This is a genomic window from Bradyrhizobium symbiodeficiens (assembly GCF_002266465.3).
GTDB classification, from domain to species: Bacteria; Pseudomonadota; Alphaproteobacteria; order Rhizobiales; family Xanthobacteraceae; genus Bradyrhizobium; species Bradyrhizobium symbiodeficiens.
The window spans coordinates 375,376-400,668 of record NZ_CP029427.2; the positions used below are offsets into that span (position 1 = coordinate 375,376).

Sequence of the window (25,293 nt, forward strand, 5' to 3'; positions counted from 1 at the left end):
GGAAACTAACACATCCGCTGCAACCTTCCACGCGCGGCTGAATGTCGCCCTTGGCGGCAATCCTGACGCGAACCTGACGAGCAGTCGTGGTAAATCGCAGGAATCGTGCGATTTCGCTCTCGTGCGGCCATCCGCTACATTTTGTCACAAATTCCGCAACACCGTGGCGGGCTTTTTGTTCAATGCCAGCAGCGTGCCGGCAAGCCCGAGCCCGACGGTGACGACCAGCGCGGCTGCGACCACGCCGGCCGCGCTGCCGGCCTGCCAGACGAAGCTCAGCGTCATCAGCCGCGTCACGATCATCCAGGCCGCGACGCTGCCTGAGATCACGCCGAACACCGCGGTCGCGAGCCCGATCAGGAGGTATTCGAGCGCATAGGCACCGAGCAGCCGCAGCCGCGTCGCGCCCAGCGTCTTCAGGATCACCGCATCATAGACCCGGTGGCGGTGGCCGGCGGCGAGCGCGCCGCCGAGCACCAGGATCGCCGAGATCAGGGTCACGGCGCTGGCACCGCGAATCGCCAGCGCCAGATTGGTCACGACCGAGCCGACCGTCTCCATCACCTCGCGCACGCGCACGCTCGTCACCATCGGATAGGCGTCGGCGACCTGCTTGATGATCTTGCCGTCGCCTGCGGCAGTTCCGCCCGTTTCCGTCAGCGTTGCGATATGGGTATGCGGGGCGCCCTTGAACGCGTTAGGGGAGAACACCAGCACGAAGTTGATGCCCATCCCCTGCCAGTCGATGGTGCGCAGATTGCCGATCCTGGCCGGGATGTCGCGGCCGAGCACGTTGACCACGATCTCGTCGCCGAGCTTGAGGCCGAGCCCGTCGGCGATCTTCTTCTCCATCGAGACCAGCGGCGGCCCGGAATAGTCGGCGCGCCACCACTCGCCCTCGACCACCTTGGAACCCTTCGGCAGCTCCGCCGTATAGGTCAGGCCGCGGTCGCTCTGCAGCACCCATTCGGAATCGGTGGTCGGCTTGAGCTCCTCGGCGCGCACGCCGCGCGCTCCGACGATGCGCCCGCGCAGCATCGGGACGTCCTCGACGGTCGCGCCCGGCGCGATCTTGTGGAGATAGTCGTCGAACGGTGCGGCCTGCGTGCTCGGAATGTCGATGAAGAAGAACGACGGCGCGCGATCGGGCAGGGCTGCAAGGAACTGGCGGCGCAGATTGCCGTCGATCTGGGTGATGGTGACGAGCACGGCCAACCCAAGCCCCAGTGACAGCACGACCGAGGGCGTCAGCGCGCCCGGCCGGTGGATATTGGCAATCGCGAGCCGCAGCATCGGCAGCCGCGAGCGCGGCAGCCGCCGCGCGATCGCCATCAAGAGGGCGGCGATGCCGCGCAGCAGGGCGAACACGACGACCGAGGAGGCCACGAACACCGCCGCGATGCGCTTGTCGAACGACAGCCCGATCACGACCGCGATCAGCAGCGCCACCACGACGGCCATGAACACGAGATAGCCCAAACGTGGCCGGTGCCATTCGGAGCTGATGGTGTCGCGGAACAGCGCCGCCACCGGCACGTCGTGGACGCGACCGAGCGGCCACAGGCCGAAGGCAAGCGCGGTGAGCAGGCCGTAGAGGAAGGACAGCGCGAGCTCGTCGGCATGCACGGCCGGCACCACCGGCAGCGGCAAGAGCTTGCCGAACAGGCCGACGATGGCGAACGGCATGGCGGCGCCGAGTGCGAGGCCGATCACCGAGCCGATCGCGGCGAGCAGGAGAACCTGCGCCAGATAGATGCCGAACACGTCGCGCCCGGTGGCGCCGACGGCCTTGAGGGCGGCGATCACTTCGAGCCGGCGGTCGATATGGCTCTTCACGGCATTGGCGACGCCGACACCGCCGACCAGCAGCGCGGCAAGGCCGACCAGTGTCAGGAACTGCGTGAAGCGGTTGATGTTGCGTTCGAGCTGCGGCGACGCGTTGGAGCGGCTGCGGATCTCCCATCCCGCCTGCGGCGCGGCGTTCCGCGCGTCCGCGATGAAGGCTTCGGTGGCGCGCTCGCTGTTGGCGGCCTCAGGCAGCTTCACCCGGTAGACCCAGCGCACCAGACTGCCGGGCTGGATCAGGCCGGTGGCGCGCAGGCCCGCCTCGCTGATCAGGAAGCGTGGGCCGAAGCCGATGCCGCCGGCGAGCTTGTCAGGCTCGGCCTCGACGGTCGAGCGGATCTGGAAGGTCGCGGACCCGATGGTGACGCGGTCGCCGGTCTTCAGCGACAACCGCGCCAGCAGCGTCGGATCGGCGGCGGCACCGAATGCGCCGTCGCGTTCGGCCAGGATGTCGGACATCGGCAGAGCCGGTGCCAGCGTCAGCTGGCCCAGCATCGGATAGGTATCGTCGACCGCCTTCATCTCGACCAGTGCGAGCTGGCCATCGGCCGCGCGCGCCATGCCGCGCAGGGTTGCCGCGGTCGAGACCGTGCCGCGCGAGCGCAGGAAGGCGACCTCTTCCGGTTTGGCTTCGCGCTGGAACAGCACGAAAGAGACGTCGCCGCCGAGCAGCGTGCGGCCCTCGCGGGCAAGACCGTCGGAGAGGCTCGCCGACACCGAACCGACGCCGGCGATGGCCATCACGCCGAGCGCGATGCAGGCGATGAAGACATAGAAACCCCGCAGGCCGCCGCGCAATTCGCGCAGTGCGTAACGCAGCGACAGCGCGATGCCGTTTGGCCTCGCGAAAGGTTCGGCCGCGATGCTCATGCCGGTGCAGACTGGGTGTCGATGCGGCCCGAGCGCAGGCGGATCACGCGGTCGCAGCGATGCGCGAGCGAGGAATCGTGCGTGACCAGAACCAGCGTCATGCCGCGTTCGGCATGCTTGCTGAACAGGAGATCGACGATCTGCTTTCCGGTCGTCTCGTCTAGATTGCCGGTCGGCTCGTCCGCGACCAGGATGGCCGGATCGGGCGCCAGCGCGCGGGCGAGCGCGACGCGCTGCTGCTCGCCGCCGGACAATTGCGTCGGATAATGATGCAGGCGGTCGCCGAGCCCGACCGATTGCAGCTCCTGCGCCGCGCGCTTGGCGGCGTCGGGATTGCCGGCGAGCTCCAGTGGCACCGCGACGTTCTCCAGCGCCGTCATGGTCGGGATCAGATGAAAGGACTGGAAGACGATACCGACCTGGCGGCCGCGGAAGCGGGCGAGCGCGTCCTCGTCGAGGGCATTGAAAGGCGTGCCTGACACCACCACCTCTCCGCTATCAGGACGCTCCAGCCCCGCCATCACCATCAGCAGCGTGGATTTGCCCGAGCCTGACGGGCCGATCAGGCCGATCGCCTCGCTACGGCCGACGCGCAAGCTGATATCCTTGAGGATGTGAACGCGTGCCGCCCCCGTTCCCAATGAGAGATTGACGTTGGAAATGGAGATGGTGTCCGCGGCAGCGGCGAGCGAAGAGGAATTGATGCGAGTGTCCATGGTCCGGTCATATGGCAACTCCGCTAGCGCGGTCGAGAGGCGTTACGGATTGTTCATGCACATAGCCGTGTTGATGCTCGGTTTGATGACGATCGCGACAACGCCGTCGTTGCAGGCCCAGCCGGCGGCCAAGCCGGTGAAGCTCGTGGTCCTCGGCGATTCCTTGAGCGCGGGCCTCGGCCTTTCGGCCCAGGACGCATTTCCGGCCAAGCTAAAAAAATCGTTACAGAACAAGGGTATAGAGGTCGATATGACCAATGCTGGCGTGTCCGGCGATACCTCCTCGGGCGGCCGCGACCGGCTCGATTGGTCGGTCCCCGACGGAACCGATGGCGTCATCGTCGAGCTCGGCGCCAACGACGCCCTGCGCGGCGTCGATCCCGATTTGACGCGCGCCGCGTTGACCGCCATCGTCCAGCGGCTGAAGGCGCGCAAGATCGCGGTGATGCTGTGCGGCATGCTGGCGCCGCCGAATTACGGCGCCGATTATGCCGCGCGCTTCAATTCGATTTATCCGGACCTCGCGAAAAAATTCGACGTGCCGCTCTATCCGTTCTTTCTCGACGGCGTTGCGGCGGACGCCAAGCTCAACCAGGCCGACGGCATTCATCCGACCGCTGAAGGCGTCGACATCATCGTCGGCAACATCATGCCCACGGTAGAGGCATTCATTGGCACGATCACTGAGCAACGGCGTTGAAAAGCAGGCAACGCTAACCCTAATTCCCAGGGTTTTACCGGGGTGAGGCGCGCGATGCTTCGCAGAGTCACACAAACGCGATAGGAATCAGGGTACCGGTGATTCGTCGCCGGCTCTAAAATTTGGATATGATCCTTCCCGGGGATCATGCCCAAGCATCGGGAGTGCGAAACGATGCCGCGTTTGTTCACTGGTCTGGAAATCCCGGCTGAAGTCAGCCAGACGCTTTCCCATTTGCGGGGTGGCCTTCCCGGCGCCCGCTGGATCGATCCCGAAAATTATCACGTCACCCTGCGGTTCATCGGCGATATCGACGGCATGTCCGCCAACGAGATCGCCTCGATGCTGTTTCGCGTCGATCGCAAGCCGTTCGAGGTGAAGGTGCAGGGCTTGCAGAGCTTTGGCGGACGCAAGCCGCGCGCTGTGGTCGCGACCATCGCGCCGAGCAGGCCGCTGATGGAATTGCAGGCCGAGCTCGAACGCTTGATGCAGCGGATCGGTCTCGATCCCGAGGGACGCAAGTTCATCCCGCATGTCACGCTCGCCCGGCTGCACGACGCCACTGATCGCGACGTCGCCGACTATCTCTCGATGCGCGGCTACTTCCCCAGCAAGGCATTCACGGCCGAACGTTTTGTGCTGTTCTCGTCGCGTGCATCGACCGGCGGCGGCCCGTACGTGGTCGAGGACGCCTACGAGCTGTGTGAGTGATGTAGCTCTCGTGCCCCGGACGCTGCGCAGCGGCACTTCGCGCCGCGTCCGGGACACGGAACGCATAGCGCCCTGCACCAATTCCCGGCTTGCAATTTCCGTCCGTCTCTGGCGGTAAAGGGCCATGCTCTCCACTCCTAGTTCCTCCTTCAGCGAAGCCTATCAGGCCCAGATCGCCTCCGGCGCAATCGAACCGGATGCCGCGCAAGCCGAGGTCGCGGCGGCCTATGCCGCGCTCGACCAGCGGCTCGCAAGCTACAAGCCCGCGCGCAAGCAGGGCCTGCTCGCCCGCCTGTTCAGCAGCGACAAGGACGAGGCGCCGCACGGGCTCTACATTCATGGCGAGGTCGGCCGCGGCAAGACCATGCTGATGGATCTGTTCTTCCAGCACGCCTCGGTCGAGCACAAGCGGCGGGCGCATTTCCACGAATTCATGGCGGACGTGCATGAGCGCATCTACGATTATCGCCAGGGCATCGCGCGCGGCGAGATCGCCGACGGCGACGTCATCGCGCTGACCGCGAATGCGATCTTCGAGGAGAGCTGGCTGCTCTGCTTCGACGAATTCCACGTCACCGACATCGCGGATGCGATGATCCTGGGCCGCCTGTTCGCCAAATTGTTCGAGCTCGGCACCGTCGTGGTCGCGACCTCCAACGTCGCGCCCGACGATCTCTACAAGGGTGGCCTGAACCGGTCGCTGTTCCTGCCCTTCATCAAGCAGATCACCGACCACATGGACGTCGCGCGGCTCGATGCGCGCACCGATTTCCGGCTGGAGAAACTTCAGGGCGTGCCGATGTGGCTGACGCCGGCGGACGCTGATGCGGACGCTGCGCTCGACCGCGCCTGGTCGCGGATGTCGGGCAGCGCCAAATGTCGTTCGCGCGACATTTCGATCAAGGGCCGCATCCTGCACGTGCCGTGCTCGGCCCACGGCGTGGCGCGGTTCTCGTTTGCCGATCTCTGCGAGAAGCCGCTGGGGGCATCCGACTACCTCAGGCTGGCGCACGACTATCACACCATCCTGGTCGACCATATTCCAGTGATGGACCTGTCCCAGCGCAATGCGGCCAAGCGCTTCATCACGCTGATCGACGCGCTCTATGACAATGCGGTGAAGCTGATGGCCTCTGCCGACGCCAACCCGATCTCGCTTTACCTCTCCCATGAGGGCACCGAGGCCATGGAGTTCAAGCGGACGGCATCGCGCCTGATCGAGATGAGCTCGGAATCCTATCTGGCGCTGGCTCACGGCCGCAAGGATTCCACCGCCAGCGGCTCCACCAAGGGTCTGGTCGAGACTTAAGTCCTATTTGCCAGCGCTGTCATTCCGGGATGCACCGACAGGCGCAGGCCCGGAATCCATAACGACCATCGGGAGAGGAGTATGGATCCCGGGTTCGCGCCTCGCGCCCCCGGGATGACGGACTTGTATGGCTGCTATCGCGCCAAGCCCGACAATTGGGCATCCGGCGACTTGAACGGGGGAGGCGAAAGGGATAACCACCCGTTTCAGTTTTCCCTCCTTACGTGTCTAAAGGACAGGCTCACATGGCGCGCGACAAGATTGCTTTGATTGGCTCCGGTCAGATCGGCGGAACGCTGGCTCATCTCATCGGCCTGAAAGAGCTGGGCGACGTGGTGATGTTCGACATCGCCGAAGGCGTGCCGCAGGGCAAGGCGCTCGACATCGCGCAGTCCTCGCCGGTCGACGGTTTCGACGCCCACTACACCGGCGCCAATTCCTACGAAGCGCTCGACAATGCCAAGGTCTGCATCGTCACCGCCGGCGTGCCGCGCAAGCCCGGCATGAGCCGCGACGATCTTCTCTCCATCAACCTCAAGGTCATGGAGCAGGTCGGCGCCGGCATCAAGAAGTACGCCCCCGACGCCTTCGTCATCTGCATCACCAACCCGCTCGACGCGATGGTCTGGGCGCTGCAGAAGGCCTCGGGCCTGCCGCACAAGAAAGTCGTCGGCATGGCCGGCGTGCTGGATTCCTCGCGCTTCCGCTACTTCCTGGCCGACGAGTTCAATGTCTCGGTCGAGGACGTCACCGCCTTCGTGCTCGGCGGCCATGGCGACACCATGGTGCCGCTGGTGAAGTACTCCACCGTCGCCGGCATCCCGCTGCCCGATCTCGTCAAGATGGGCTGGACCTCGCAGGCGCGCCTCGACGAGATCGTCGACCGCACGCGCAACGGCGGCGCCGAGATCGTCAATCTGCTCAAGACCGGCTCGGCCTTCTACGCGCCGGCGGCCTCGGCGATCGCGATGGCCGAGAGCTATCTGCGTGACAAGAAGCGCGTGCTGCCCTCGGCCGCATACCTGAACGGCGAATACGGCGTGAAGGATATGTATGTCGGCGTGCCCGTCGTGATCGGTTCCAAGGGCGTCGAGCGCGTCGTCGAGATCGAGCTCGCCGGCAAGGACCGCGAGGCCTTCGACAAGTCGGTCGGCGCGGTGCAGGGCCTGGTCGACGCCTGCAAGAAGATCGCTCCCGATCTTCTCGGCCGCTAAGGCGCAAATATCCCCGCCGAAGATCGAAAACCGGTCTTCGGCGGTTTCATTTCCGGGGTCCGCGTCGGGCGGGCCTTGGGTCCGGAAGTCCAGAGATCGATGTCAGAGAATCCGGGTTGTAGTTCCTGTGGTATATGGTATGCCAGCCACAAGACTGAGGTGGGCCCAAGCGGTCACCGCCCGCGGGTTCAGGGAGCGACCATATGAATATCCATGAATATCAGGCCAAAGCGCTGCTGCATGAATTCGGCGTTCCGATTTCGCGCGGTGTAGCGGTTCTCAAGGCCTCGGACTCCGACGCCGCCGCAAGACAGCTTCCCGGCCCGGTCTGGGTGGTGAAGAGCCAGATCCATGCCGGCGGGCGCGGCAAGGGCAAGTTCAAGGAGGCGTCCGCGGGGGACAAGGGCGGTGTCCGGATTGCCAAGTCGGTCGAAGAGGTCAACGAATTCGCCAAGCAGATGCTGGGCGCCACGCTGGTGACCGTGCAGACCGGTCCCGCCGGCAAGCAGGTCAACCGTCTTTACATCGAGGACGGATCGAACATCGACAAGGAATTCTACCTCTCGATCCTGGTCGACCGCGAGACCTCGCGCGTCGCCTTCGTGGTGTCGACCGAAGGCGGCGTCAACATCGAGGACGTCGCACACAACACGCCCGAGAAGATCGTCACCTTCTCGGTCGATCCCGCCACCGGCATCATGGGCCATCACGGCCGCACCGTTGCGAAGGCGCTGAACCTGTCGGGCGACCTCGCCAAGCAGGCCGAGAAGCTCACCGCGCAGCTCTACGCCGCCTTCGTCGCCAAGGACATGTCGATGCTGGAGATCAATCCGCTCGTCGTCACCAAGGAGGGCGAGCTCCGCGTGCTCGACGCCAAGGTGTCGTTCGATGACAACGCCCTGTTCCGCCATCCCGAGATCGCGGTGTCGTTGCGTGATCTGACTGAGGAAGACGCCAAGGAAATCGAGGCGTCCAAGTACGACCTCAACTACGTCACCCTCGACGGCAATATCGGTTGCATGGTCAACGGCGCCGGTCTCGCCATGGCGACGATGGACATCATCAAGCTCTACGGCATGGCGCCGGCGAACTTCCTCGACGTCGGCGGCAGCGCCAGCAAGGAAAAGGTCGCGGCCGCCTTCAAGATCATCACCGCCGATCCCAACGTGAAGGGCATCCTGGTCAACATCTTCGGCGGCATCATGAAGTGCGACGTGATCGCCGAGGGCGTCACGGCTGCGGTTCGCGAAGTCGGCCTGAGCGTGCCGCTGGTGGTCCGCCTCGAAGGCACCAATGTCGAGCTCGGCAAGAAGATCATCCGCGAATCCGGCCTGAACGTGGTGCCGGCCGACAATCTCGACGACGCCGCGCAGAAGATCGTGAAGGCCGTCAAGGGAGGCTAAGGCCATGGCCCAGGACCATCTCGCCGCGTCATCTCCGCTCCCCGAGCACACGCGTCTCGCCGCGTTCGCCGGCGAATGGGATGGTGAAGAGGTGGTCTTCCCGTCACGCTGGACGGAGGGCGGGCCGGCTACCTCGCGCGTCGTTGCGCGCATGGACCTGAACGGATTCTATTTGATCCAGGACGCGGTGCAGATGCGCGGCGGCAAGCAGGCCTTCGCCACCCACGGCCTATTCACCTACGACCGCGAGGACCGGACCTACAAATTGTTCTGGTACGATTCGCTCGGCTACACGCCGCCCTCGCCCGCCTCCGGCGGGTGGGTCGGCAAGACCCTGACGCTGGTGCGCGGCTCGCTCCGCGGCAATGCGCGCCACGTCTACGAAATCATCGACGACAATTCCTATGCGTTGAAGATCCAGTTCTCGCCGGACGCGGAAGGCTGGGCCGACGTGCTCACCGGCGTCTACCGCCGCATCCACTGACCTCTCACTCGTTAGTTCGCGAAAGCAGACCTCATGTCCATCCTCATCGACAAGAACACCAAGGTCATCTGCCAGGGCTTTACCGGCAAGAACGGCACCTTCCATTCGGAGGCCGCGATCGCCTATGGCACCAAGATGGTCGGCGGCACCTCGCCGGGCAAAGGCGGTGCGACGCATCTGGGTCTGCCGGTGTTCGACACCGTGCGCGAGGCGCGTGAGAAGACCGGCGCGGATGCGTCGGTGATCTACGTGCCGCCGCCGGGCGCGGCCGATGCGATCTGCGAAGCCATCGACGCCGAGATCCCGCTGATCGTCTGCATCACCGAAGGCATTCCGGTCATCGACATGGTGCGCGTGAAGCGTTCGCTGGCCGGCTCCAGGTCGCGCCTGATCGGGCCGAACTGCCCGGGCGTCATGACCGCCGGCGAGTGCAAGATCGGCATCATGCCGGCCAACATCTTCAAGACCGGCTCGGTCGGCATCGTCTCCCGCTCGGGCACGCTGACCTATGAGGCCGTGTTCCAGACCTCCCAGGAAGGCCTCGGCCAGACCACCGCGGTCGGCATCGGCGGCGACCCGGTCAAGGGCACCGAGTTCATCGACGTGCTCGAGATGCTGCTCGGCGACCCCAAGACCGAGTCGATCATCATGATCGGCGAGATCGGCGGTTCCGCAGAGGAGGACGCCGCCCAGTTCCTCAAGGACGAGGCCAAGCGCGGCCGCAAGAAGCCGATGGTCGGCTTCATCGCCGGCGTGACCGCCCCTCCCGGCCGCCGCATGGGCCATGCCGGCGCGATCATTTCGGGCGGCAAAGGCGACGCCGGTTCCAAGACCGACGCGATGAAATCGGCAGGGATTACAGTGTCGCCGTCGCCCGCCCGCCTCGGCCATACGCTTGCCGAAAAGTTGAAAGGCTAATTCACTTCTTCGTACTTTTCCGGGCGAAGTTTCGCAGCAAATAGGGTAAAGGGTGCCTGTCGCGCCGAGCCTCTGCCGGGGAGCTCGGTGCCAGCGCCGTTTGTTATGCGCGAACCGAAATCGCCAGGAACTCCAGTATGTCTCGCCAGGACGCGAACGCAGCCTTTGCCTTGTCCTCCTTTTTGCAGGGCACCAACGCCACCTACATCGACGAAATCTACGCCCGCTACGAGAAGGACCCGTCCTCGGTCGACGCCGAGTGGCAGGAGTTCTTCAAGAGCCTGAACGACCAGCCGGCCGACGTCCGGAAGAACGCCGCGGGCCCGTCCTGGGAGCGCGCCAACTGGCCGCTGACCCCGCAGGACGATCTCACCTCCGCCCTCGACGGCAATTGGGCTGAAGTCGAGAAGGCAATCGGTGCCAAGATTGCCGCCAAGGCGCAGGCCAAGGGAGGCGATAAGGGTGGCGACAAGGGCGCCGGCCTCTCCTCCGCCGACCTGCTCCAGGCGACGCGCGATTCCGTCCGCGCCCTGATGCTGATCCGCGCCTACCGCATGCGAGGTCACTTCCACGCCAAGCTCGACCCGCTCGGCATCGAAGCTCCCCGCAACCGCGAAGAGCTCGATCCGCGTACCTACGGCTTCAGCGAAGCCGATTTCGACCGCAAGATATTCCTCGACCACGTGCTCGGTCTCGAATACGGCAGCCTGCGCGAGATCACCGCGATCTGCGAGCGCACCTACTGCCAGACGCTCGGCGTCGAGTTCATGCACATCAGCAACGCCGCGCAGAAGGCCTGGATCCAGGAGCGCATCGAGGGTCCGGACAAGGAGATCTCCTTCACCCGCGAAGGCCGCCGCGCCATCCTGATGAAGCTGGTCGAGGCCGAGGGTTTTGAAAAATTCTGCGACACCAAGTTCACCGGTACCAAGCGCTTCGGTCTCGACGGCGCCGAATCGCTGATCCCCGCGCTTGAGCAGATCATCAAGCGCGGCGGCAATCTCGGCGTGAAGGAGATCGTGCTGGGCATGCCGCATCGCGGCCGCCTCAACGTGCTCACGCAGGTGATGGGAAAGGCGCATCGCGCCCTGTTCCACGAGTTCAAGGGCGGCTCGGCCAATCCCGACGCGGTCGAAGGCTCCGGCGACGTCAAATATCACCTTGGCGCGTCCTCGGACCGCGAGTTCGACGGCAACCGCATCCATCTGTCGCTGACCGCCAACCCCTCGCATCTCGAGATCGTCGATCCCGTCGTGCTCGGCAAGGTGCGCGCGAAGCAGGACCAGCACGGCGATCCCCCGGACATGCGCATCTCCGTGATGCCGCTCTTGATGCACGGCGACGCCGCGTTCGCCGGCCAGGGCGTGGTCGCCGAGTGCTTCGGTCTGTCCGACCTGAAGGGCTACCGCACCGGCGGCTCCGTGCACTTCATCGTCAACAACCAGATCGGCTTCACCACCTATCCGCGTTACTCGCGCTCCTCGCCCTATCCGTCGGATGTGGCGAAGATGATCGACGCGCCGATCTTCCACGTCAACGGCGACGATCCGGAAGCCGTCGTGTTCGCGGCCAAGGTCGCGACCGAGTTCCGGCAGAAATTCCACAAGCCCGTCGTCATCGACATGTTCTGCTATCGCAGGCATGGCCACAACGAAGGCGACGAGCCGGCTTTCACCCAGCCGGTGATGTACAAGAAGATCGCGGCCCATCCGTCCACGCTCGAACTCTATGCCCGCCGCCTCATCAGCGAAGGCGTGCTGACCGAGGGCGAGGTCGAGAAAGCCAAGGCGGACTGGCGCGCGCGGCTCGATGCCGAACTCGAAGCCGGCTCCGGCTACAAGCCGAACAAGGCCGACTGGCTCGACGGCAAGTGGGCGGGCTTCAAGATCGCCGATCAGGAAGAGGACGCGCGACGCGGTGTCACCGGCGTCGACATCGCCACGCTGAAGGACATCGGCCGCAAGATCACCAAGGTGCCGGATGGTTTCCGCGTCCACCGCACCATCCAGCGCTTCCTGGAAAACCGCGCCAAGGCGATCGACGGCAACGCAGGCATCGACTGGGCGACCGGCGAGGCGCTGGCGTTCTGCACGCTGCTCAACGAGAACCACCATGTCCGCCTGTCCGGCCAGGATTCCGAGCGCGGCACCTTCTCGCAGCGTCACTCGGTCCTGATCGACCAGGAAGACGAGAGCCGCTACACGCCGTTCAACCATCTCGGCAACGAGCAGGGCCATTACGAGGTCATCAACTCGCTGCTGTCTGAAGAAGCCGTGCTCGGCTTCGAATACGGCTACTCGCTCGCTGAGCCGAACACGCTGACCCTCTGGGAAGCCCAGTTCGGCGACTTCGCCAACGGCGCGCAGGTCGTGTTCGACCAGTTCATCTCCTCGGGCGAGCGCAAATGGCTGCGCATGTCCGGCCTCGTCTGCCTCTTGCCGCACGGCTATGAGGGCCAGGGACCGGAGCATTCCTCGGCGCGTCTGGAGCGTTTCCTGCAGATGTGCGCCGAAGACAACATGCAGGTGGTCTACCCGACCACGCCGGCGAACTACTTCCACGTGCTGCGCCGGCAGCTCCATCGGGAGATCCGCAAGCCGCTGATCCTGATGACGCCGAAGTCGCTGCTGCGTCACAAGCGGGCGGTGTCGCGCATCGAGGAGCTCGCGAAGGGAACGACGTTCCACCGCATCCTCTATGATGACGCCCAGATGCTGCCGAGCGAGGCGATCAAGCTCGTTCCGGACGAGAAGATCCGCCGCGTCGTGCTGTGCACCGGCAAGGTCTATTACGACCTCTACGAGGAGCGCGAGAAGCGCGGCATCGACGACATCTACTTGATGCGCGTCGAGCAGCTCTATCCGGTGCCGTTGAAGGCGCTGGTGGCCGAGCTGTCGCGCTTCAAGAAGGCCGAAGTGGTGTGGTGCCAGGAAGAGCCCCGCAACATGGGTGCCTGGCACTTCATCGAGCCCTATCTGGAATGGGTGCTGAACCAGGTGAACGGCGCGAGCCGGCGTCCGCGTTATGTCGGCCGCGCCGCTTCCGCCGCGACCGCCACGGGTCTGATGTCCAAGCATCAGGCGCAGTTGAAGGCGTTCCTGGACGAAGCACTGAGCTGAATTTTTTCGAACTGCGTCATGCCCCGCCTCGTGCGCAACTACGCACTGGAGCGGGGCATCCAGTACGCCGCGACGTCCGTGCAGAGTACGAACGCCCGGCTTGCTGGATGGCTTGCCTTACGCGAGCGATGACATCGGAATTCATGACCGCACCGGCGATCCCTTAAGGAAAAGACCATGACTGAAATTCGTGTGCCGACGCTCGGCGAATCCGTCACCGAGGCCACCATCGGCCGCTGGTTCAAGAAGGCCGGCGACCCCGTCGCCGTCGACGAGCCCCTGGTGGAGCTCGAGACCGACAAGGTCACCATCGAGGTCCCGGCGCCCTCGGCGGGCACGCTGAGCGAGATCGTCGCCGCCGACGGCACGACCGTCGCGGTCGGCGCGCTGCTCGGCCAGATCACCGATGGCGCCGGCGCTGCCAAGCCCGCTGCTGCGCCCGCCAAGCCCGCCGCTGCCGCTCCTGCCGCCGCTGCTGCTTCCGCACCGGCTCCGGTCGCGAAGGCGCCGCCGGCCGACGCACCGCTCGCCCCCTCCGTGCGCAAGCTCTCGGCCGAGACCGGCGTCGATGCCTCCACCGTTCCGGGCTCCGGCAAGGACGGCCGCGTCACCAAGGGCGACATGCTGGCTGCGATCGAGCGTGCGGCCTCGGCGCCGACCCCGGTCAACCAGCCCGCCGCCGCCGTGCAGGTGCGCGCACCCTCGCCGGCCGATGACGCCGCCCGCGAAGAGCGCGTCAAGATGACCCGCCTGCGCCAGACCATCGCGCGCCGTCTCAAGGACGTGCAGAACACCGCGGCCATGCTGACGACCTTCAACGAGGTCGACATGACCAACGTGATGGCGCTGCGTGCTCACTACAAGGACGCGTTCGAGAAGAAGCACGGCTCCAAGCTCGGCTTCATGGGCTTCTTCACCAAGGCCGTCGTGCAGGCGCTGAAGGACATCCCGGCCGTCAACGCCGAAATCGACGGCACCGATCTGATCTACAAGAACTACTATCACATCGGCGTCGCCGTCGGCACCGACAAGGGTCTCGTCGTGCCCGTGGTGCGCGACTGCGATAACAAGTCGATCGCCGACATCGAGAAGGGCATCGCCGATTTCGGCCGCCGCGCCCGTGACGGTCAGCTCAAGATCGACGAAATGCAGGGCGGCACCTTCACCATCACCAACGGCGGCATCTACGGCTCGCTGATGTCGACCCCGATCCTGAACGCGCCGCAGTCCGGCATCCTCGGTATGCACAAGATCCAGGAGCGGCCGATGGTCGTCGGCGGCAAGATCGAGGTCCGCCCGATGATGTATCTGGCGCTGTCCTACGATCACCGCGTCATCGACGGCAAGGAAGCCGTCACCTTCCTGGTGCGCGTCAAGGAGAGCCTGGAAGATCCGGCTCGCCTGGTGCTCGATCTCTGATCCCTGATGCTCTGCGAGCGCCGTCGCTCTTTGCGACGGCGCATGTCGAACCATGGAGGCGCGCGTGACGGATAAAGTCGTTGTCATCACCGGCGGCAGCCGCGGCATCGGGCGGGCGACTGCGATTGCGGCGGCTGCGCGCGGCTACCGAGTCGTGGTCGGCTATGCCAGCAACAAGAGAGCCGCAGACGAGGTCGTCGCGCTGATCGAGGCCAGCAACGGCAAGGCGATCGCGGTAAAGTGCGACGTCGCCGAGGAGCGCGACATCGTCGACCTGTTCAAGGAAGCCGACAAGTTCGGCACCCTCGGCGCACTCGTCAACAACGGCGGTATCGTCGGCACGAGCGGCGTGCGCGTCGACGAAATGTCGGCCGAGCGCATCCAGCGCGTGATGGCAGTCAACGTCACCGGCTCCATCCTCTGCGCGCGCGAGGCCGTCAAGCGCATGTCCACCAGGCACGGTGGCAAGGGCGGCGTCATCGTCAATCTGTCGTCGGTCGCTGCCAAGCTCGGCGCGCCCAACACCTATGTCGACTACGCAGCGTCCAAGGGCGCGATCGATTCCTTCACCACCGGCCTCGGCTATGAGGTCGCAGGCGAAGGCATTCGCGTCGCGGGCATCCGCCCCGGCCTGATCGATACGGAAATTCATGCTTCCGGCGGCGAGCCCGACCGTCACCATCGTCTGGCCCACATGGTGCCGATGAAGCGCGTCGGCACCGCGGATGAAATCGCCAATGCCATCGTCTGGCTGATGTCGGACGAGGCCTCTTACGTCACCGCAGCCACTCTCGATGTGTCCGGCGGACGCTGACGCGCCGCGCGGACGCTGACACATCCTCATCACGCTAAACTCACGGGACTTTCTCTCATGGCACCCTACGATCTCGTCGTCATCGGCACCGGACCTGGCGGTTATGTCTGCGCGGTGCGCGCCAGCCAGCTCGGCATGAAGGTCGCCGTGGTCGAAAAGAACGCCACCCTCGGCGGCACCTGCCTCAATGTCGGCTGCATGCCCTCGAAGGCGCTGTTGCATGCGTCCGAGATGTTCGAGGAAGCGGGACACTCCTTCGCCAAGATGGGCGTCAGCGTTTCCTCGCCGAAGCTCGACCTGCCCGCGATGATGAACTTCAAGCAGCAGGGCATCGACGGCAACGTCAAGGGCGTCGAGTTCCTGATGAAGAAGAACAAGGTCGACGTGCTCAAGGGCACCGGCAAGATCCTGGGGAACGGCAAGGTCGAAGTCTCCGCCGACGGCAAGTCGCAGATCATCGAGACCAAGAACATCGTGATCGCCACCGGGTCCGACATCGCGCGCCTCAAAGGCATCGAGATCGACGAGAAGCGCATCGTGTCCTCGACCGGCGCGCTGTCGCTCGACAAGGTCCCCGGCAAGCTCCTGATCGTCGGCGCCGGCGTGATTGGCCTCGAGCTCGGCTCGGTCTGGCATCGTCTCGGCGCCGAAGTCGTCGTCGTCGAATTCCTCGATCGTATCCTGCCCGGCATGGACGGCGAGATCGCCAAGCAATTCCAGCGCATCCTCGAGAAGCAGGGCTTTGCGTTCAAGCTAGGCGCCAAGGTCACCGCCGTCGACACGTCAGGCAAGACGCTGAAGGCGACGATCGAGCCCGCCGCCGGGGGCGCCGCCGAGACGCTCGAAGCCGACGTCGTGCTAGTCTGCATCGGCCGCGTCCCCTACACCGACGCGCTCGGCCTGAAGGAGGCCGGCGTCGCGCTGGACAATCGTGGCCGCGTGCAGATCGATCCGCATTTCGCCACCAGCGTGAAGGGCGTCTATGCCATCGGCGACGTCGTCGCAGGCCCGATGCTCGCGCACAAGGCGGAGGACGAAGGCGTTGCGGTCGCCGAGATCATCGCAGGGCAAGCCGGCCACGTGAATTACGATGTGATCCCGGGCGTCGTGTATACCACGCCCGAAGTATCCTCGGTCGGCAAGACCGAGGAGGAGCTGAAACAGGCGGGCGTGGCCTATACGGTCGGAAAATTTCCGTTCACCGCCAATGGCCGCTCCAAGGTCAACCAGACCACCGACGGCTTCGTGAAGATTCTCGCAGATGCGAAGACCGATCGCGTGCTCGGCGTGCACATTATCGGCCGCGAAGCCGGCGAAATGATCCATGAAGCGTGCGTTCTCATGGAATTTGGCGGCAGTGCGGAAGATCTCGCACGCACCTGCCACGCGCATCCGACCCGCTCCGAGGCCATCAAGGAGGCTGCGCTTGCAGTCGGCAAGCGGGCCATCCATATGTAGCAGCGCGCCCAGCGCCGAATCGGGCGGGAAACACATGTTGCGCCGCCTTCTTCAACCGGTCTGGGTCCTGCTTGCGATCGTCTTCCTGATCGAAGCCTGGCTGTGGGACCATCTCGAGCCCATTGTCGCGCGGGTTGTCGCAATCGTCCCGCTCGCCCGATTCAAGCAATGGCTGTCGGAGCGCGTCGATGCGCTGTCGCCGGCCATGACACTGATCGTGTTCGCGGTCCCCATCGTCCCGCTGTTTCCGCTCAAGCTGGTCGGCCTGTGGCTGCTGACCCATGAATACTGGACCAGCGCGGTCTTCACGATCGTCTTCGCGAAAATGCTCGGCGTCGGCGTCACCGCCTTCGTGTTCGACGTGACGCGCGACAAGCTCCTGGAGATGCACTGGTTCGAGCGGATCTACGATCTGGTGCTCAAGCTGCGCGCCAAGGCGTCCGAGCTGGTCGACCCGATCAAGCGCCGCATCCGCGAGCTGATCGCCGGCAACGGCGAAGGCTGGTCGTCCCGCACGCTGCGTCTGATCCAGCGTTTTCGCAAGAGCGTGCACGAAGCGCGGTGAGCGTCTCCGCAATCACGGTGCCGTAGCCCGGATGAGCGAAGCGATATCCGGGATTCTTTGTCGCGGCTTCCCGGATACCGCTTCGCTCATCCGGGCTACAAGTGCCCTTCAACCTCTCAATGCAAATGCAACATATGCGGCATCCACAGGCCGAGTGCGGTCATGAAGATGCCGGCCAGCGTCAAAGCACCGGCGACATAGGCGAGCGCGATCATGCCCGTGATGATGGTGGCTGACGCCAGCACGATGCCGATCTGGAAGGCGGCCGACGCCAGCTCGAAATGATGGTACTTCGCGGTCGCCTCGTCGCGTTCGTGCTCGGCGTGCTTGGCCTTTTCGGCGAGCTGTTCGGTGCCTTCGCCAGTCTCGGGCTCGGAGCGATAGCGCGCCGCGGTCTTCTGCCAGTCCTCGATCTGCTTCTGCACCGCCGCCTTGTTAGCCTCGTCGCTCGCCGCGCCGAGGATGAGCTTGCCCTGGTCGGCCGCGGTCTGCACCACGGTTCGTCGGATGCTCTTGGCCTGGAAGAACGCCCAGAGGTTGGAGGCCTCGACGTTCTTGCTGATCGATTCGGTCTGGGCGCCCTTGCCGAGCGTTTCGGAGATCGCCAGGAACAGCGCCAGCACGGCGATCAGGAGCGCGATCTTCTTGTTCGAGCCGGACGCGTGTTCGGCGTGCTCGGCATGCTCCATGCTTTCATGTGCGCTCATAAGGGTCTCCTGCCTCGGTTCCGCAACGATTGACCGAACCGCGAGGCCAGCGCAAGAGGCACGCGCGCTGTGACAGCTTCATGTCAGGAATCAGTGGCGTTCACCGCCGCGGATGCGCGCTGGCATAGACTTCCAGCAGGCGCTCGGAATCGATGCCGGTGTAGATCTGCGTGGTCGAGAGCGAGGAATGGCCGAGCAATTCCTGGATTGCGCGCAAATCCCCGCCGCGTGACAGCAGATGTGTAGCGAAGGAATGCCGGAGCGCGTGCGGCGTCGCGCTGTCGGGCAGGCCGAGTGCGCCGCGCAGTCGCTCCATCGCGAGCTGGATGATACGCGGGCTCAAGGGGCCGCCGCGCGCGCCGACGAAGATCGGGCCTTCGGCGGGCAGCGGATAGGGGCACATCGCGACGTAGTCCTGCACGAGCCTCAGCACGTTCTGCAGCACCGGCACCATGCGGGTCTTGTTGCCTTTGCCGGTCACGATCAAGACGTCGCCCTCGCCGGGACGCGGCACCTCGCGGCGCTTCAGGCCGAGCGCCTCGGAGATGCGCAGGCCGGAGCCGTACAACAGCGCCATCACCGCGGCATCGCGCGCAAGGATCCAGGTCTCGCGATCCTCGCCGGCCCGCTCGTCGGCATCGGCAAGGCGCTTGGCCGATGCCATCGGCAGCGGCTTCGGCAAAGTCTTGGCCACCTTCGGTGCACGGATCGCCGAGAGTGCGCCGACCTTGCCCTTGCCTTCGCGCTCGAGGAAGCGGCCGAAGGAGCGCAGGCCGGCCAGCGCGCGCATCAGCGAGCGGCCGGCAATGTCGTCGGCGCGGCGCATCGCCATGAAGGCACGGACGTCGGTGGCCTCCAGCGCCGCGAAGCGCTCGAGCGTCACGCGCTCGCCCCAATGGCTGCAGAGGAAATCCAGGCACTGCCGCAAGTCGCGGCCATAGGCCTCCAGCGTCTTCGGCGACAACCGCCGCTCGGCGCCGAGATGCAACAGCCAGCGCGCCATCTCCTGCGCGATCGAGGGATCGGCGCTGGCGAGTTCGAGTGGTGGGGCGGCGGCTTTGCTCATGCGCACTGGACGTAATGATTCCACCCAGTATATCGCATCACACTCGTTTATCGTTCGCTAAGGCGGCCCCTGGGCGCTAGCCTTCAAGCCCCCGGGTTCCGATTCTCCGTTCATGGATCACACGCCGCGCAGCACCACCGCCCCCACCCACGCGACCGGCATGGTCGACGTGCTGGTGCCGGTCGCGCTCGACCAGACCTATTCCTACAAGGTGCCGCGCGGGATGGAGCTTAAAGCGGGCGATCTCGTCGGCGTGCCGCTCGGCGCGCGCGAGGTGCTGGCCGTGGTCTGGGGAGAGAACGCCAATCCCGATCCCCGCCTGCATAACCGTCTCAAGGAGGTCAGCGAAAAGCTCGACATTCCGCCGCTCAAGCCCGAGCTGCGGGCGGTGGTCGACTGGGTCGCCAATTACACGCTGAGCCCGCGCGGCATGGTGCTGCGCATGTGCCTGCGCATGGGCGAGAATCTCGGGCCCGAGCGGGTGCGTCCCGGCGTGCGCCTGGTCGGCGATCCCCCGAAGAGGCTGACCCCTGCACGCCAGCGACTGATCGAGGTGCTGTCGGACCGGCTGCTGCACGGCAAGTCGGAGGCTGCGAAAGAGGCGGGCGTATCTGCAGGCGTGATCGACGGCCTCGTCGACGAAGGCACGCTCACGGTCGAGCCGATGCCGCCGCCCGCGCCGCCACCTAGCCCCGATCCCGATTTCGGCCGGCCGGATTTTTCGCCGCTGCAGCGCGCCGGAGTGGACGCGATGCGCGCGCTTGCGGCCAATGGTACCTTTCACGTCGCGTTGCTCGACGGCGTCACCGGTTCGGGCAAGACCGAGGTGTATTTCGAGGCCGTTGCTGAAACCATCCGTCGCGGCGGGCAATCGTTGATCCTGATGCCGGAGATCGCGCTCACCGGCCAGTTCCTCGACCGCTTCGCGCATCGTTTTGGCGCGCGGCCGATCGAATGGCATTCCGAGCTGACCCCGCGCACCCGCGCCCGCAATTGGGCGGCGATCTCCGCAGGCACCGCTCCGGTCGTGGTCGGCGCGCGCTCGGCGCTGTTTTTGCCCTACGCCAATCTCGGGCTGATCGTCGTCGATGAAGAGCACGACCAGGCCTACAAGCAGGACGAGGGCGTGCATTATCATGCCCGCGACATGGCGGTGGTGCGCGGGCATATCGCCAGGATCCCGGTCGTGCTGGCCTCGGCGACGCCGTCGGTCGAGTCCGAGGTCAATGCGCGCAAGAACCGCTATCAGCGCGTCGCGCTGCCCTCGCGCTTCGGCGGCCAGCACATGCCGCATATCGAGGCCATCGACCTGCGCCGCGAGCCGCCGGCGCGCGGCCGCTATATCTCGCCGCGGCTTGCCGGCGAAATCAGAAAGGCGATCGAGAAGCACGAGCAGGCGCTGCTGTTTCTCAATCGCCGCGGCTATGCGCCGCTGACGCTGTGCCGCGGCTGCGGCCACCGCTTCGCCTGCACCATCTGCGATGCCTGGCTGGTCGATCACCGCTTCCGCCAGCGCCTGGTCTGCCATCATTGCGGCTTCTCGATGCCGCGTCCGCATCTCTGCCCGAACTGTTCGGCGGAAGAATCGCTGGTTGCGGTCGGGCCCGGCGTCGAGCGTTTGCAGGAGGAAGCCGCGGCGCTGTTTCCGGACGCGCGCACAATGGTGCTGTCGAGCGATCTCATCACCTCGATCGAGACCATGCGCAGCGAGCTTGCCGAGATCGCCGAGGGCCGCGTCGACATCATCATCGGCACGCAGCTGGTGGCCAAGGGCCACAATTTCCCGCGGCTCAATCTGGTCGGCGTGATCGATGCGGATCTCGGCCTCTCCAACGGCGATCCGCGCGCGGCGGAGCGCACCTGGCAATTGCTCAACCAGGTGATCGGCCGCGCCGGGCGCGAGCAGGGCCGCGGCATCGGCTATCTTCAGACCCACCAACCCGATCACCCCGTGATGAAGGCGCTGATCGCCTGCGACCGCGAGGCCTTCTACGACAGCGAGATCGATCTGCGTGAGCGCACGCTGTATCCGCCGTTCGGCCGGCTCGCCAGCCTGATCATCTCCGCCGGCGACCGCCCGAGCGCCGAAGGCCTCGGCCGTCGTATCGTGGCGCTCGCCCCGCGCGACGAGCGCGTCGTGGTGCTGGGACCGGCCGAAGCACCGCTCGCCGTGATCAAGGGCCGCTACCGCTTCCGCATCCTGGTGAAATCGGCGCGCGGCTTCGACCTGTCGGACTATTTGCGCAACTGGCTCGCGGTCTGCCCGAAGCCGACGGGCAATCAGAAGCTCGAAGTCGACGTCGATCCGCAGAGCTTTTTGTAAGACCACCGCCGCGTCCATACCCTCCGTCGTCATTCCGGGGCGCGACGAAGTCGCGAGCCCGGAATCCATTTCACCGCGGTCCCTGACGCCCGATGGATTCCGGGCTCGATGCTGCGCATCGCCCCGGAATGACAGGACGCAAAAAAGCCCGCGGTCCCCCAAGACCGCGGGCTTGTTTCAGACGCGCATCAAACTGATGGAAATCTGCGCGTATTGTGAGGGCGTGTGAAGCGCCTCAGGAGACGACTTCCGCGGTGACGCGGCCGACGCCGCGGCTCGTGAGGCCGATGGCGCGAGCTGCGCCCGTGGAGAGGTCGAGCACGCGGCCGCGAATGAAGGGGCCGCGGTCATTGATGGTGACGATGACACTCTGGCCGCCATGGGTGACACGCAGCTTGGTGCCGAACGGCAGCGAGCGGTGCGCCGCGGTCAGGGCGTTCTGGTTGAAGCGCTGGCCCGAGGCCGTGCGGCTGCCGGACTCGTTGCCGTAAAAGGAGGCCATGCCGGAGAAGCTGCGGCCCGAGCCCTGTGACGGCGTCATCGACGCATTGGCGTTGCGCCAATCGGAGGTCGCGTTGGTATCGGTCTGAGCATGGTGGCGGTGATGATGATGCCGGTGATGCCGGGATTTGGCGGAAGCTTCGGTGGCGGTGCCACCGATGAGGAGAGTTGCGGCAACGAAAGCGATCGCCGTACGCGGCCGGGTCACGGAGCCCAGCGTCTTCAAAGACAGCATTTAGTGGTCCCTAAGCTAGTATTGCCACATGTGTGGCTAGTGGAGCCCCCATCAGTTTGTGAGCGGGTTGGCGTTTCGATTCCCAATGCGGCGTGAATTGGGCAGTAAATCTGTTCTGTGTCATCACGAAACATCTTGTTACTGGCACCGATATTGCAGCTGATGTTTTGAATTCTTCGGCTTTAACGATTATTTAATCTGCTAATTACTTATCAATACTGTAAAGCGAAGTCCTCGCTTGCTGCGTTTAGAATTCGGTAAGTATTCGGCGAGTGGAGTTGACGGCACTGGGGTCACGCCTCAGCGATCCGTGTTCATGGCCGCTATGCGCTGAGGGCAGGAACCAAAAGGGGGAGACCAGGGTGGAGCCCGCGACAATTCCGTGACGCGGTAGGTCGTCACCAGGTTCTTGCTCGAGTCCCCAATGCGGTCGTCGGATCAGGTGGCCGGAGCCTCCAGCGTGCGACGAACTGGCGACAGAACCTCGTGCCTTTAATTTGGCGTCATGTTGCACCTGCGCGCCTGCTATGTTAGCAAAGCCGCGATTTTAACGGACCCGGCACGTCCCGTGTCGGCCGGAAATCGAAGTCCCGCTTGAATTCCAAGGGCTTGGATCGCTTGGCGCCGCTTTGTGGCGACGGTTTTTCCCTTGCGAGTTTGACAGCAAAAAGAGCGCGTCTGTGGCTGCAGAAGATACGTCCGTTTCCGGTGTGTCCGGCCGTTATGCAACGGCCTTGTTTGATCTGGCCCGCGACCAGAAAGTGGTCGACGAGGTCAAGGCAGATCTCGAGAAATTCGAGGCCCTGCTGAACGAGAGCGCCGACCTGAGGCGCCTCGTCCGCAGCCCGGTTTTCGCGGCCGAGGCCCAGTCCAGGGCCCTTTCGGCCGTGCTGGCCAAGGCCGGCATCGCCGGCATCTCCGCCAATTTCCTGAAAGTCCTGACCGCCAATCGCCGTCTGTTCGTGGTGGTCGACGTCATTCGCGCCTACCGCGCCCTGGTCGCCAGGTTCAAGGGTGAGGTGACAGCCGACGTCACCGTGGCGGAAGCGCTTTCGGACAAGAATCTCGACGCCCTCAAGGTTGCCCTGAAGTCGGTGACCGGCAAGGACGTCGCGCTCAACGTGAATGTCGATCCCTCGATCATCGGTGGCCTCGTCGTCAAGCTCGGCAGCCGCATGGTCGATAGTTCGCTTCGCACCAAACTCAATTCGATCAAGCACGCGATGAAAGAGGCAGGCTGATGGACATCCGCGCCGCGGAAATTTCCGCGATCCTCAAGGACCAGATCAAGAATTTCGGCCAGGAAGCTGAAGTCTCCGAAGTCGGACAGGTGCTGTCCGTCGGCGACGGTATCGCCCGCGTCTACGGTCTGGACAACGTCCAGGCCGGCGAAATGGTCGAGTTCGAGAACGGCACCCGCGGCATGGCGCTGAACCTCGAAACCGACAATGTCGGCGTCGTGATCTTCGGCGGCGACCGTGAGATCAAGGAAGGCCAGACCGTCAAGCGCACCCGCGCCATCGTGGACGCGCCGGTCGGCAAGGGCCTGCTCGGCCGCGTCGTCGACGGTCTCGGTAACCCGATCGACGGCAAGGGCCCGATCCAGGCCGACAAGCGCATGCGCGTCGACGTCAAGGCACCCGGCATCATTCCGCGCAAGTCGGTGAACGAGCCGATGGCGACCGGCCTCAAGGCGATCGACGCCCTGATCCCGATCGGCCGTGGCCAGCGCGAGTTGATCATCGGCGATCGTCAGACCGGCAAGACCGCGATCGCGCTCGACACCATCCTGAACCAGAAGCCGCTCAACGCGCAGCCCGACGAGAACATCAAGCTGTACTGCGTCTACGTCGCAGTCGGCCAGAAGCGTTCGACCGTCGCCCAGTTCGTCAAGGTGCTGGAAGAGCAGGGCGCGCTCGAATATTCGATCGTCGTCGCCGCCACCGCGTCGGATCCGGCGCCGATGCAGTACATCGCGCCGTTCACCGGCTGCACCATGGGCGAGTATTTCCGCGACAACGGCATGCACGCCGTCATCATCTATGACGATCTGTCCAAGCAGGCCGTCGCCTACCGCCAGATGTCGCTGCTGCTGCGCCGCCCGCCGGGCCGCGAAGCCTATCCCGGCGACGTGTTCTATCTGCACTCCCGCCTGCTCGAGCGCGCGGCCAAGCTGAACGCGGAGCAGGGCTCGGGCTCGCTGACGGCGCTGCCGGTCATCGAAACCCAGGCCAACGACGTGTCGGCCTACATTCCGACCAACGTCATCTCGATCACCGACGGTCAGATCTTCCTGGAAACCGACCTGTTCTTCCAGGGCATCCGTCCCGCGGTGAACGTCGGTCTCTCGGTGTCGCGCGTCGGCTCCTCGGCGCAGACCAAGGCCACCAAGAAGGTCGCCGGCAAGATCAAGGGCGAGCTGGCGCAGTACCGCGAAATGGCGGCGTTCGCGCAGTTCGGCTCCGACCTCGACGCCTCGACCCAGCGCCTGCTGAACCGCGGCTCGCGCCTGACCGAGCTCCTGAAGCAGCCGCAGTTCTCGCCGCTGAAGATGGAAGAGCAGGTCTGCGTCATCTGGGCCGGCACCAACGGCTATCTCGATCCGCTGCCGGTCAACAAGGTGCGCGCTTTCGAGGACGGTCTGCTGTCGCTGCTGCGCGGCAAGAATGCCGACATCCTCAATTCGATCCGCGACACCCGCGACCTCACCGACGACACTGCCGCCAAGCTGAAGTCGGTGGTCGAAGGTTTTGCGAAGAGCTTCGCGTAATCGAGAAGCGTCAGGGCCAGGCTAAAGCGCGAAGTGCGTCTTCGCAATTGAAGTCCCGGCCATCCACGTGTTGCTGCGTGGAGACGAAGACGTGGATGCCCGGGACACGCCCGGGCATGACGACAGGATAGGGTCGCGGTCCAGCC

20 protein-coding genes are annotated in these 25,293 nt (G+C 64.9%); 15 read left to right on the top strand and 5 right to left on the bottom strand.

All coding sequences use genetic code 11. The annotated features are described in order from the left end of the window. Window positions 1-144: 144 nt before the first annotated feature. Both CIT39_RS01825 and CIT39_RS01830 read right to left on the bottom strand, forming a co-directional pair. On the bottom strand, window positions 145-2,715 hold the full coding sequence (locus CIT39_RS01825; RefSeq protein WP_094972737.1) for an ABC transporter permease: 2,571 nt from the start codon (window positions 2,713-2,715) through the stop codon (window positions 145-147). Next, window positions 2,712-3,431: an ABC transporter ATP-binding protein gene (locus tag CIT39_RS01830; protein WP_094972738.1), complete on the bottom strand. Its 720-nt coding sequence runs from the start codon at window positions 3,429-3,431 to the stop codon at window positions 2,712-2,714. Before CIT39_RS01830 ends, CIT39_RS01825 begins: the two co-directional genes overlap by 4 nt. Window positions 3,432-3,486: 55 nt before the next feature. On the opposite strand from CIT39_RS01830, the gene CIT39_RS01835 reads away from it, so the two are divergent. The 12 genes from CIT39_RS01835 to CIT39_RS01890 all read left to right on the top strand — a co-directional run bounded on the left by CIT39_RS01835 (window position 3,487) and on the right by CIT39_RS01890 (window position 17,545). After that, window positions 3,487-4,131: an arylesterase gene (locus CIT39_RS01835; protein WP_162308845.1), complete on the top strand. Its 645-nt coding sequence runs from the start codon at window positions 3,487-3,489 to the stop codon at window positions 4,129-4,131. A 174-nt stretch (window positions 4,132-4,305) separates the two neighbouring features. Further along, complete coding sequence (thpR, locus tag CIT39_RS01840) at window positions 4,306-4,842, top strand: RNA 2',3'-cyclic phosphodiesterase (protein WP_094972793.1); 537 nt, start codon at window positions 4,306-4,308, stop codon at window positions 4,840-4,842. 124 nt (window positions 4,843-4,966) lie between these two features. After that, complete coding sequence (gene zapE / locus CIT39_RS01845; RefSeq protein WP_094972740.1) at window positions 4,967-6,151, top strand: cell division protein ZapE; 1,185 nt, start codon at window positions 4,967-4,969, stop codon at window positions 6,149-6,151. A gap of 245 nt (window positions 6,152-6,396) precedes the next feature. Further along, a complete protein-coding gene (mdh, locus tag CIT39_RS01850; RefSeq protein ID WP_094972741.1) occupies window positions 6,397-7,365 on the top strand; it encodes a malate dehydrogenase in 969 nt (322 codons plus the stop codon). Between the two features lie 203 nt (window positions 7,366-7,568). Next, window positions 7,569-8,768, top strand: coding sequence for an ADP-forming succinate--CoA ligase subunit beta (sucC, locus tag CIT39_RS01855; protein ID WP_094972742.1), 1,200 nt, complete (start codon window positions 7,569-7,571; stop codon window positions 8,766-8,768). 4 nt (window positions 8,769-8,772) lie between these two features. Next, window positions 8,773-9,252 (top strand): DUF1579 family protein, encoded by a 480-nt coding sequence (locus CIT39_RS01860; RefSeq protein WP_094972743.1) that lies wholly within the window; start codon window positions 8,773-8,775, stop codon window positions 9,250-9,252. 33 nt (window positions 9,253-9,285) lie between these two features. Continuing rightward, complete coding sequence (gene sucD / locus CIT39_RS01865) at window positions 9,286-10,170, top strand: succinate--CoA ligase subunit alpha (RefSeq protein ID WP_094972744.1); 885 nt, start codon at window positions 9,286-9,288, stop codon at window positions 10,168-10,170. Between the two features lie 137 nt (window positions 10,171-10,307). Beyond that, window positions 10,308-13,289, top strand: coding sequence for a 2-oxoglutarate dehydrogenase E1 component (locus CIT39_RS01870; RefSeq protein WP_094972745.1), 2,982 nt, complete (start codon window positions 10,308-10,310; stop codon window positions 13,287-13,289). A gap of 177 nt (window positions 13,290-13,466) precedes the next feature. Continuing rightward, window positions 13,467-14,708 (top strand): 2-oxoglutarate dehydrogenase complex dihydrolipoyllysine-residue succinyltransferase, encoded by a 1,242-nt coding sequence (odhB, locus tag CIT39_RS01875; RefSeq protein ID WP_094972746.1) that lies wholly within the window; start codon window positions 13,467-13,469, stop codon window positions 14,706-14,708. Window positions 14,709-14,760: 52 nt separating this feature from the next. Further along, window positions 14,761-15,522 (top strand): SDR family oxidoreductase, encoded by a 762-nt coding sequence (locus tag CIT39_RS01880; RefSeq protein WP_094972747.1) that lies wholly within the window; start codon window positions 14,761-14,763, stop codon window positions 15,520-15,522. Between the two features lie 57 nt (window positions 15,523-15,579). Then, window positions 15,580-16,980, top strand: coding sequence for a dihydrolipoyl dehydrogenase (gene lpdA, locus CIT39_RS01885; RefSeq protein ID WP_094972748.1), 1,401 nt, complete (start codon window positions 15,580-15,582; stop codon window positions 16,978-16,980). A 34-nt stretch (window positions 16,981-17,014) separates the two neighbouring features. Beyond that, on the top strand, window positions 17,015-17,545 hold the full coding sequence (locus CIT39_RS01890; protein WP_094972749.1) for a hypothetical protein: 531 nt from the start codon (window positions 17,015-17,017) through the stop codon (window positions 17,543-17,545). Window positions 17,546-17,661: 116 nt separating this feature from the next. On the opposite strand, the gene CIT39_RS01895 is transcribed toward CIT39_RS01890, so the two are convergent. Further along, window positions 17,662-18,252: a DUF4337 domain-containing protein gene (locus CIT39_RS01895; protein WP_094972750.1), complete on the bottom strand. Its 591-nt coding sequence runs from the start codon at window positions 18,250-18,252 to the stop codon at window positions 17,662-17,664. Window positions 18,253-18,352: 100 nt separating this feature from the next. Beyond that, window positions 18,353-19,318, bottom strand: a complete 966-nt coding sequence (locus tag CIT39_RS01900; protein WP_094972751.1) for a tyrosine recombinase XerC — start codon at window positions 19,316-19,318, stop codon at window positions 18,353-18,355. A 112-nt stretch (window positions 19,319-19,430) separates the two neighbouring features. Between CIT39_RS01900 and CIT39_RS01905 the strand changes: the two genes are divergently transcribed. Then, window positions 19,431-21,641, top strand: a complete 2,211-nt coding sequence (locus tag CIT39_RS01905) for a primosomal protein N' (protein ID WP_094972752.1) — start codon at window positions 19,431-19,433, stop codon at window positions 21,639-21,641. Between the two features lie 235 nt (window positions 21,642-21,876). Here the strand turns inward: CIT39_RS01905 and CIT39_RS01910 are convergent, their stop codons facing one another. After that, complete coding sequence (locus tag CIT39_RS01910; RefSeq protein WP_094972753.1) at window positions 21,877-22,377, bottom strand: septal ring lytic transglycosylase RlpA family protein; 501 nt, start codon at window positions 22,375-22,377, stop codon at window positions 21,877-21,879. A gap of 680 nt (window positions 22,378-23,057) precedes the next feature. On the opposite strand from CIT39_RS01910, the gene CIT39_RS01915 reads away from it, so the two are divergent. Together CIT39_RS01915 and atpA are read left to right on the top strand one after the other, a co-directional pair. Beyond that, window positions 23,058-23,618, top strand: coding sequence for a F0F1 ATP synthase subunit delta (locus CIT39_RS01915; RefSeq protein WP_094972754.1), 561 nt, complete (start codon window positions 23,058-23,060; stop codon window positions 23,616-23,618). Further along, on the top strand, window positions 23,618-25,147 hold the full coding sequence (gene atpA, locus CIT39_RS01920; RefSeq protein WP_094972755.1) for a F0F1 ATP synthase subunit alpha: 1,530 nt from the start codon (window positions 23,618-23,620) through the stop codon (window positions 25,145-25,147). The genes CIT39_RS01915 and atpA overlap by 1 nt, the downstream gene beginning before the upstream one ends. Window positions 25,148-25,293: the final 146 nt, after the last annotated feature.

What these genes read in the sequence shown, in the direction of transcription:
- CIT39_RS01860 (WP_094972743.1), top strand. Translation starts at nt 8,773, where the DNA reads ATGGCCCAGGACCATCTCGCCGCGTCATCTCCGCTCCCCGAGCACACG.
- CIT39_RS01895 (WP_094972750.1), bottom strand. Translation starts at nt 18,252, where the DNA reads ATGAGCGCACATGAAAGCATGGAGCATGCCGAGCACGCCGAACACGCG.
- atpA (WP_094972755.1), top strand. Translation starts at nt 23,618, where the DNA reads ATGGACATCCGCGCCGCGGAAATTTCCGCGATCCTCAAGGACCAGATC.
- CIT39_RS01900 (WP_094972751.1), bottom strand. Translation starts at nt 19,318, where the DNA reads ATGAGCAAAGCCGCCGCCCCACCACTCGAACTCGCCAGCGCCGATCCC.
- CIT39_RS01825 (WP_094972737.1), bottom strand. Translation starts at nt 2,715, where the DNA reads ATGAGCATCGCGGCCGAACCTTTCGCGAGGCCAAACGGCATCGCGCTG.
- sucC (WP_094972742.1), top strand. Translation starts at nt 7,569, where the DNA reads ATGAATATCCATGAATATCAGGCCAAAGCGCTGCTGCATGAATTCGGC.
- lpdA (WP_094972748.1), top strand. Translation starts at nt 15,580, where the DNA reads ATGGCACCCTACGATCTCGTCGTCATCGGCACCGGACCTGGCGGTTAT.
- mdh (WP_094972741.1), top strand. Translation starts at nt 6,397, where the DNA reads ATGGCGCGCGACAAGATTGCTTTGATTGGCTCCGGTCAGATCGGCGGA.
- CIT39_RS01870 (WP_094972745.1), top strand. Translation starts at nt 10,308, where the DNA reads ATGTCTCGCCAGGACGCGAACGCAGCCTTTGCCTTGTCCTCCTTTTTG.
- CIT39_RS01890 (WP_094972749.1), top strand. Translation starts at nt 17,015, where the DNA reads ATGTTGCGCCGCCTTCTTCAACCGGTCTGGGTCCTGCTTGCGATCGTC.
- CIT39_RS01835 (WP_162308845.1), top strand. Translation starts at nt 3,487, where the DNA reads ATGCACATAGCCGTGTTGATGCTCGGTTTGATGACGATCGCGACAACG.
- CIT39_RS01880 (WP_094972747.1), top strand. Translation starts at nt 14,761, where the DNA reads ATGGAGGCGCGCGTGACGGATAAAGTCGTTGTCATCACCGGCGGCAGC.
- CIT39_RS01905 (WP_094972752.1), top strand. Translation starts at nt 19,431, where the DNA reads ATGGATCACACGCCGCGCAGCACCACCGCCCCCACCCACGCGACCGGC.
- CIT39_RS01910 (WP_094972753.1), bottom strand. Translation starts at nt 22,377, where the DNA reads ATGCTGTCTTTGAAGACGCTGGGCTCCGTGACCCGGCCGCGTACGGCG.
- sucD (WP_094972744.1), top strand. Translation starts at nt 9,286, where the DNA reads ATGTCCATCCTCATCGACAAGAACACCAAGGTCATCTGCCAGGGCTTT.
- zapE (WP_094972740.1), top strand. Translation starts at nt 4,967, where the DNA reads ATGCTCTCCACTCCTAGTTCCTCCTTCAGCGAAGCCTATCAGGCCCAG.
- thpR (WP_094972793.1), top strand. Translation starts at nt 4,306, where the DNA reads ATGCCGCGTTTGTTCACTGGTCTGGAAATCCCGGCTGAAGTCAGCCAG.
- odhB (WP_094972746.1), top strand. Translation starts at nt 13,467, where the DNA reads ATGACTGAAATTCGTGTGCCGACGCTCGGCGAATCCGTCACCGAGGCC.
- CIT39_RS01830 (WP_094972738.1), bottom strand. Translation starts at nt 3,431, where the DNA reads ATGGACACTCGCATCAATTCCTCTTCGCTCGCCGCTGCCGCGGACACC.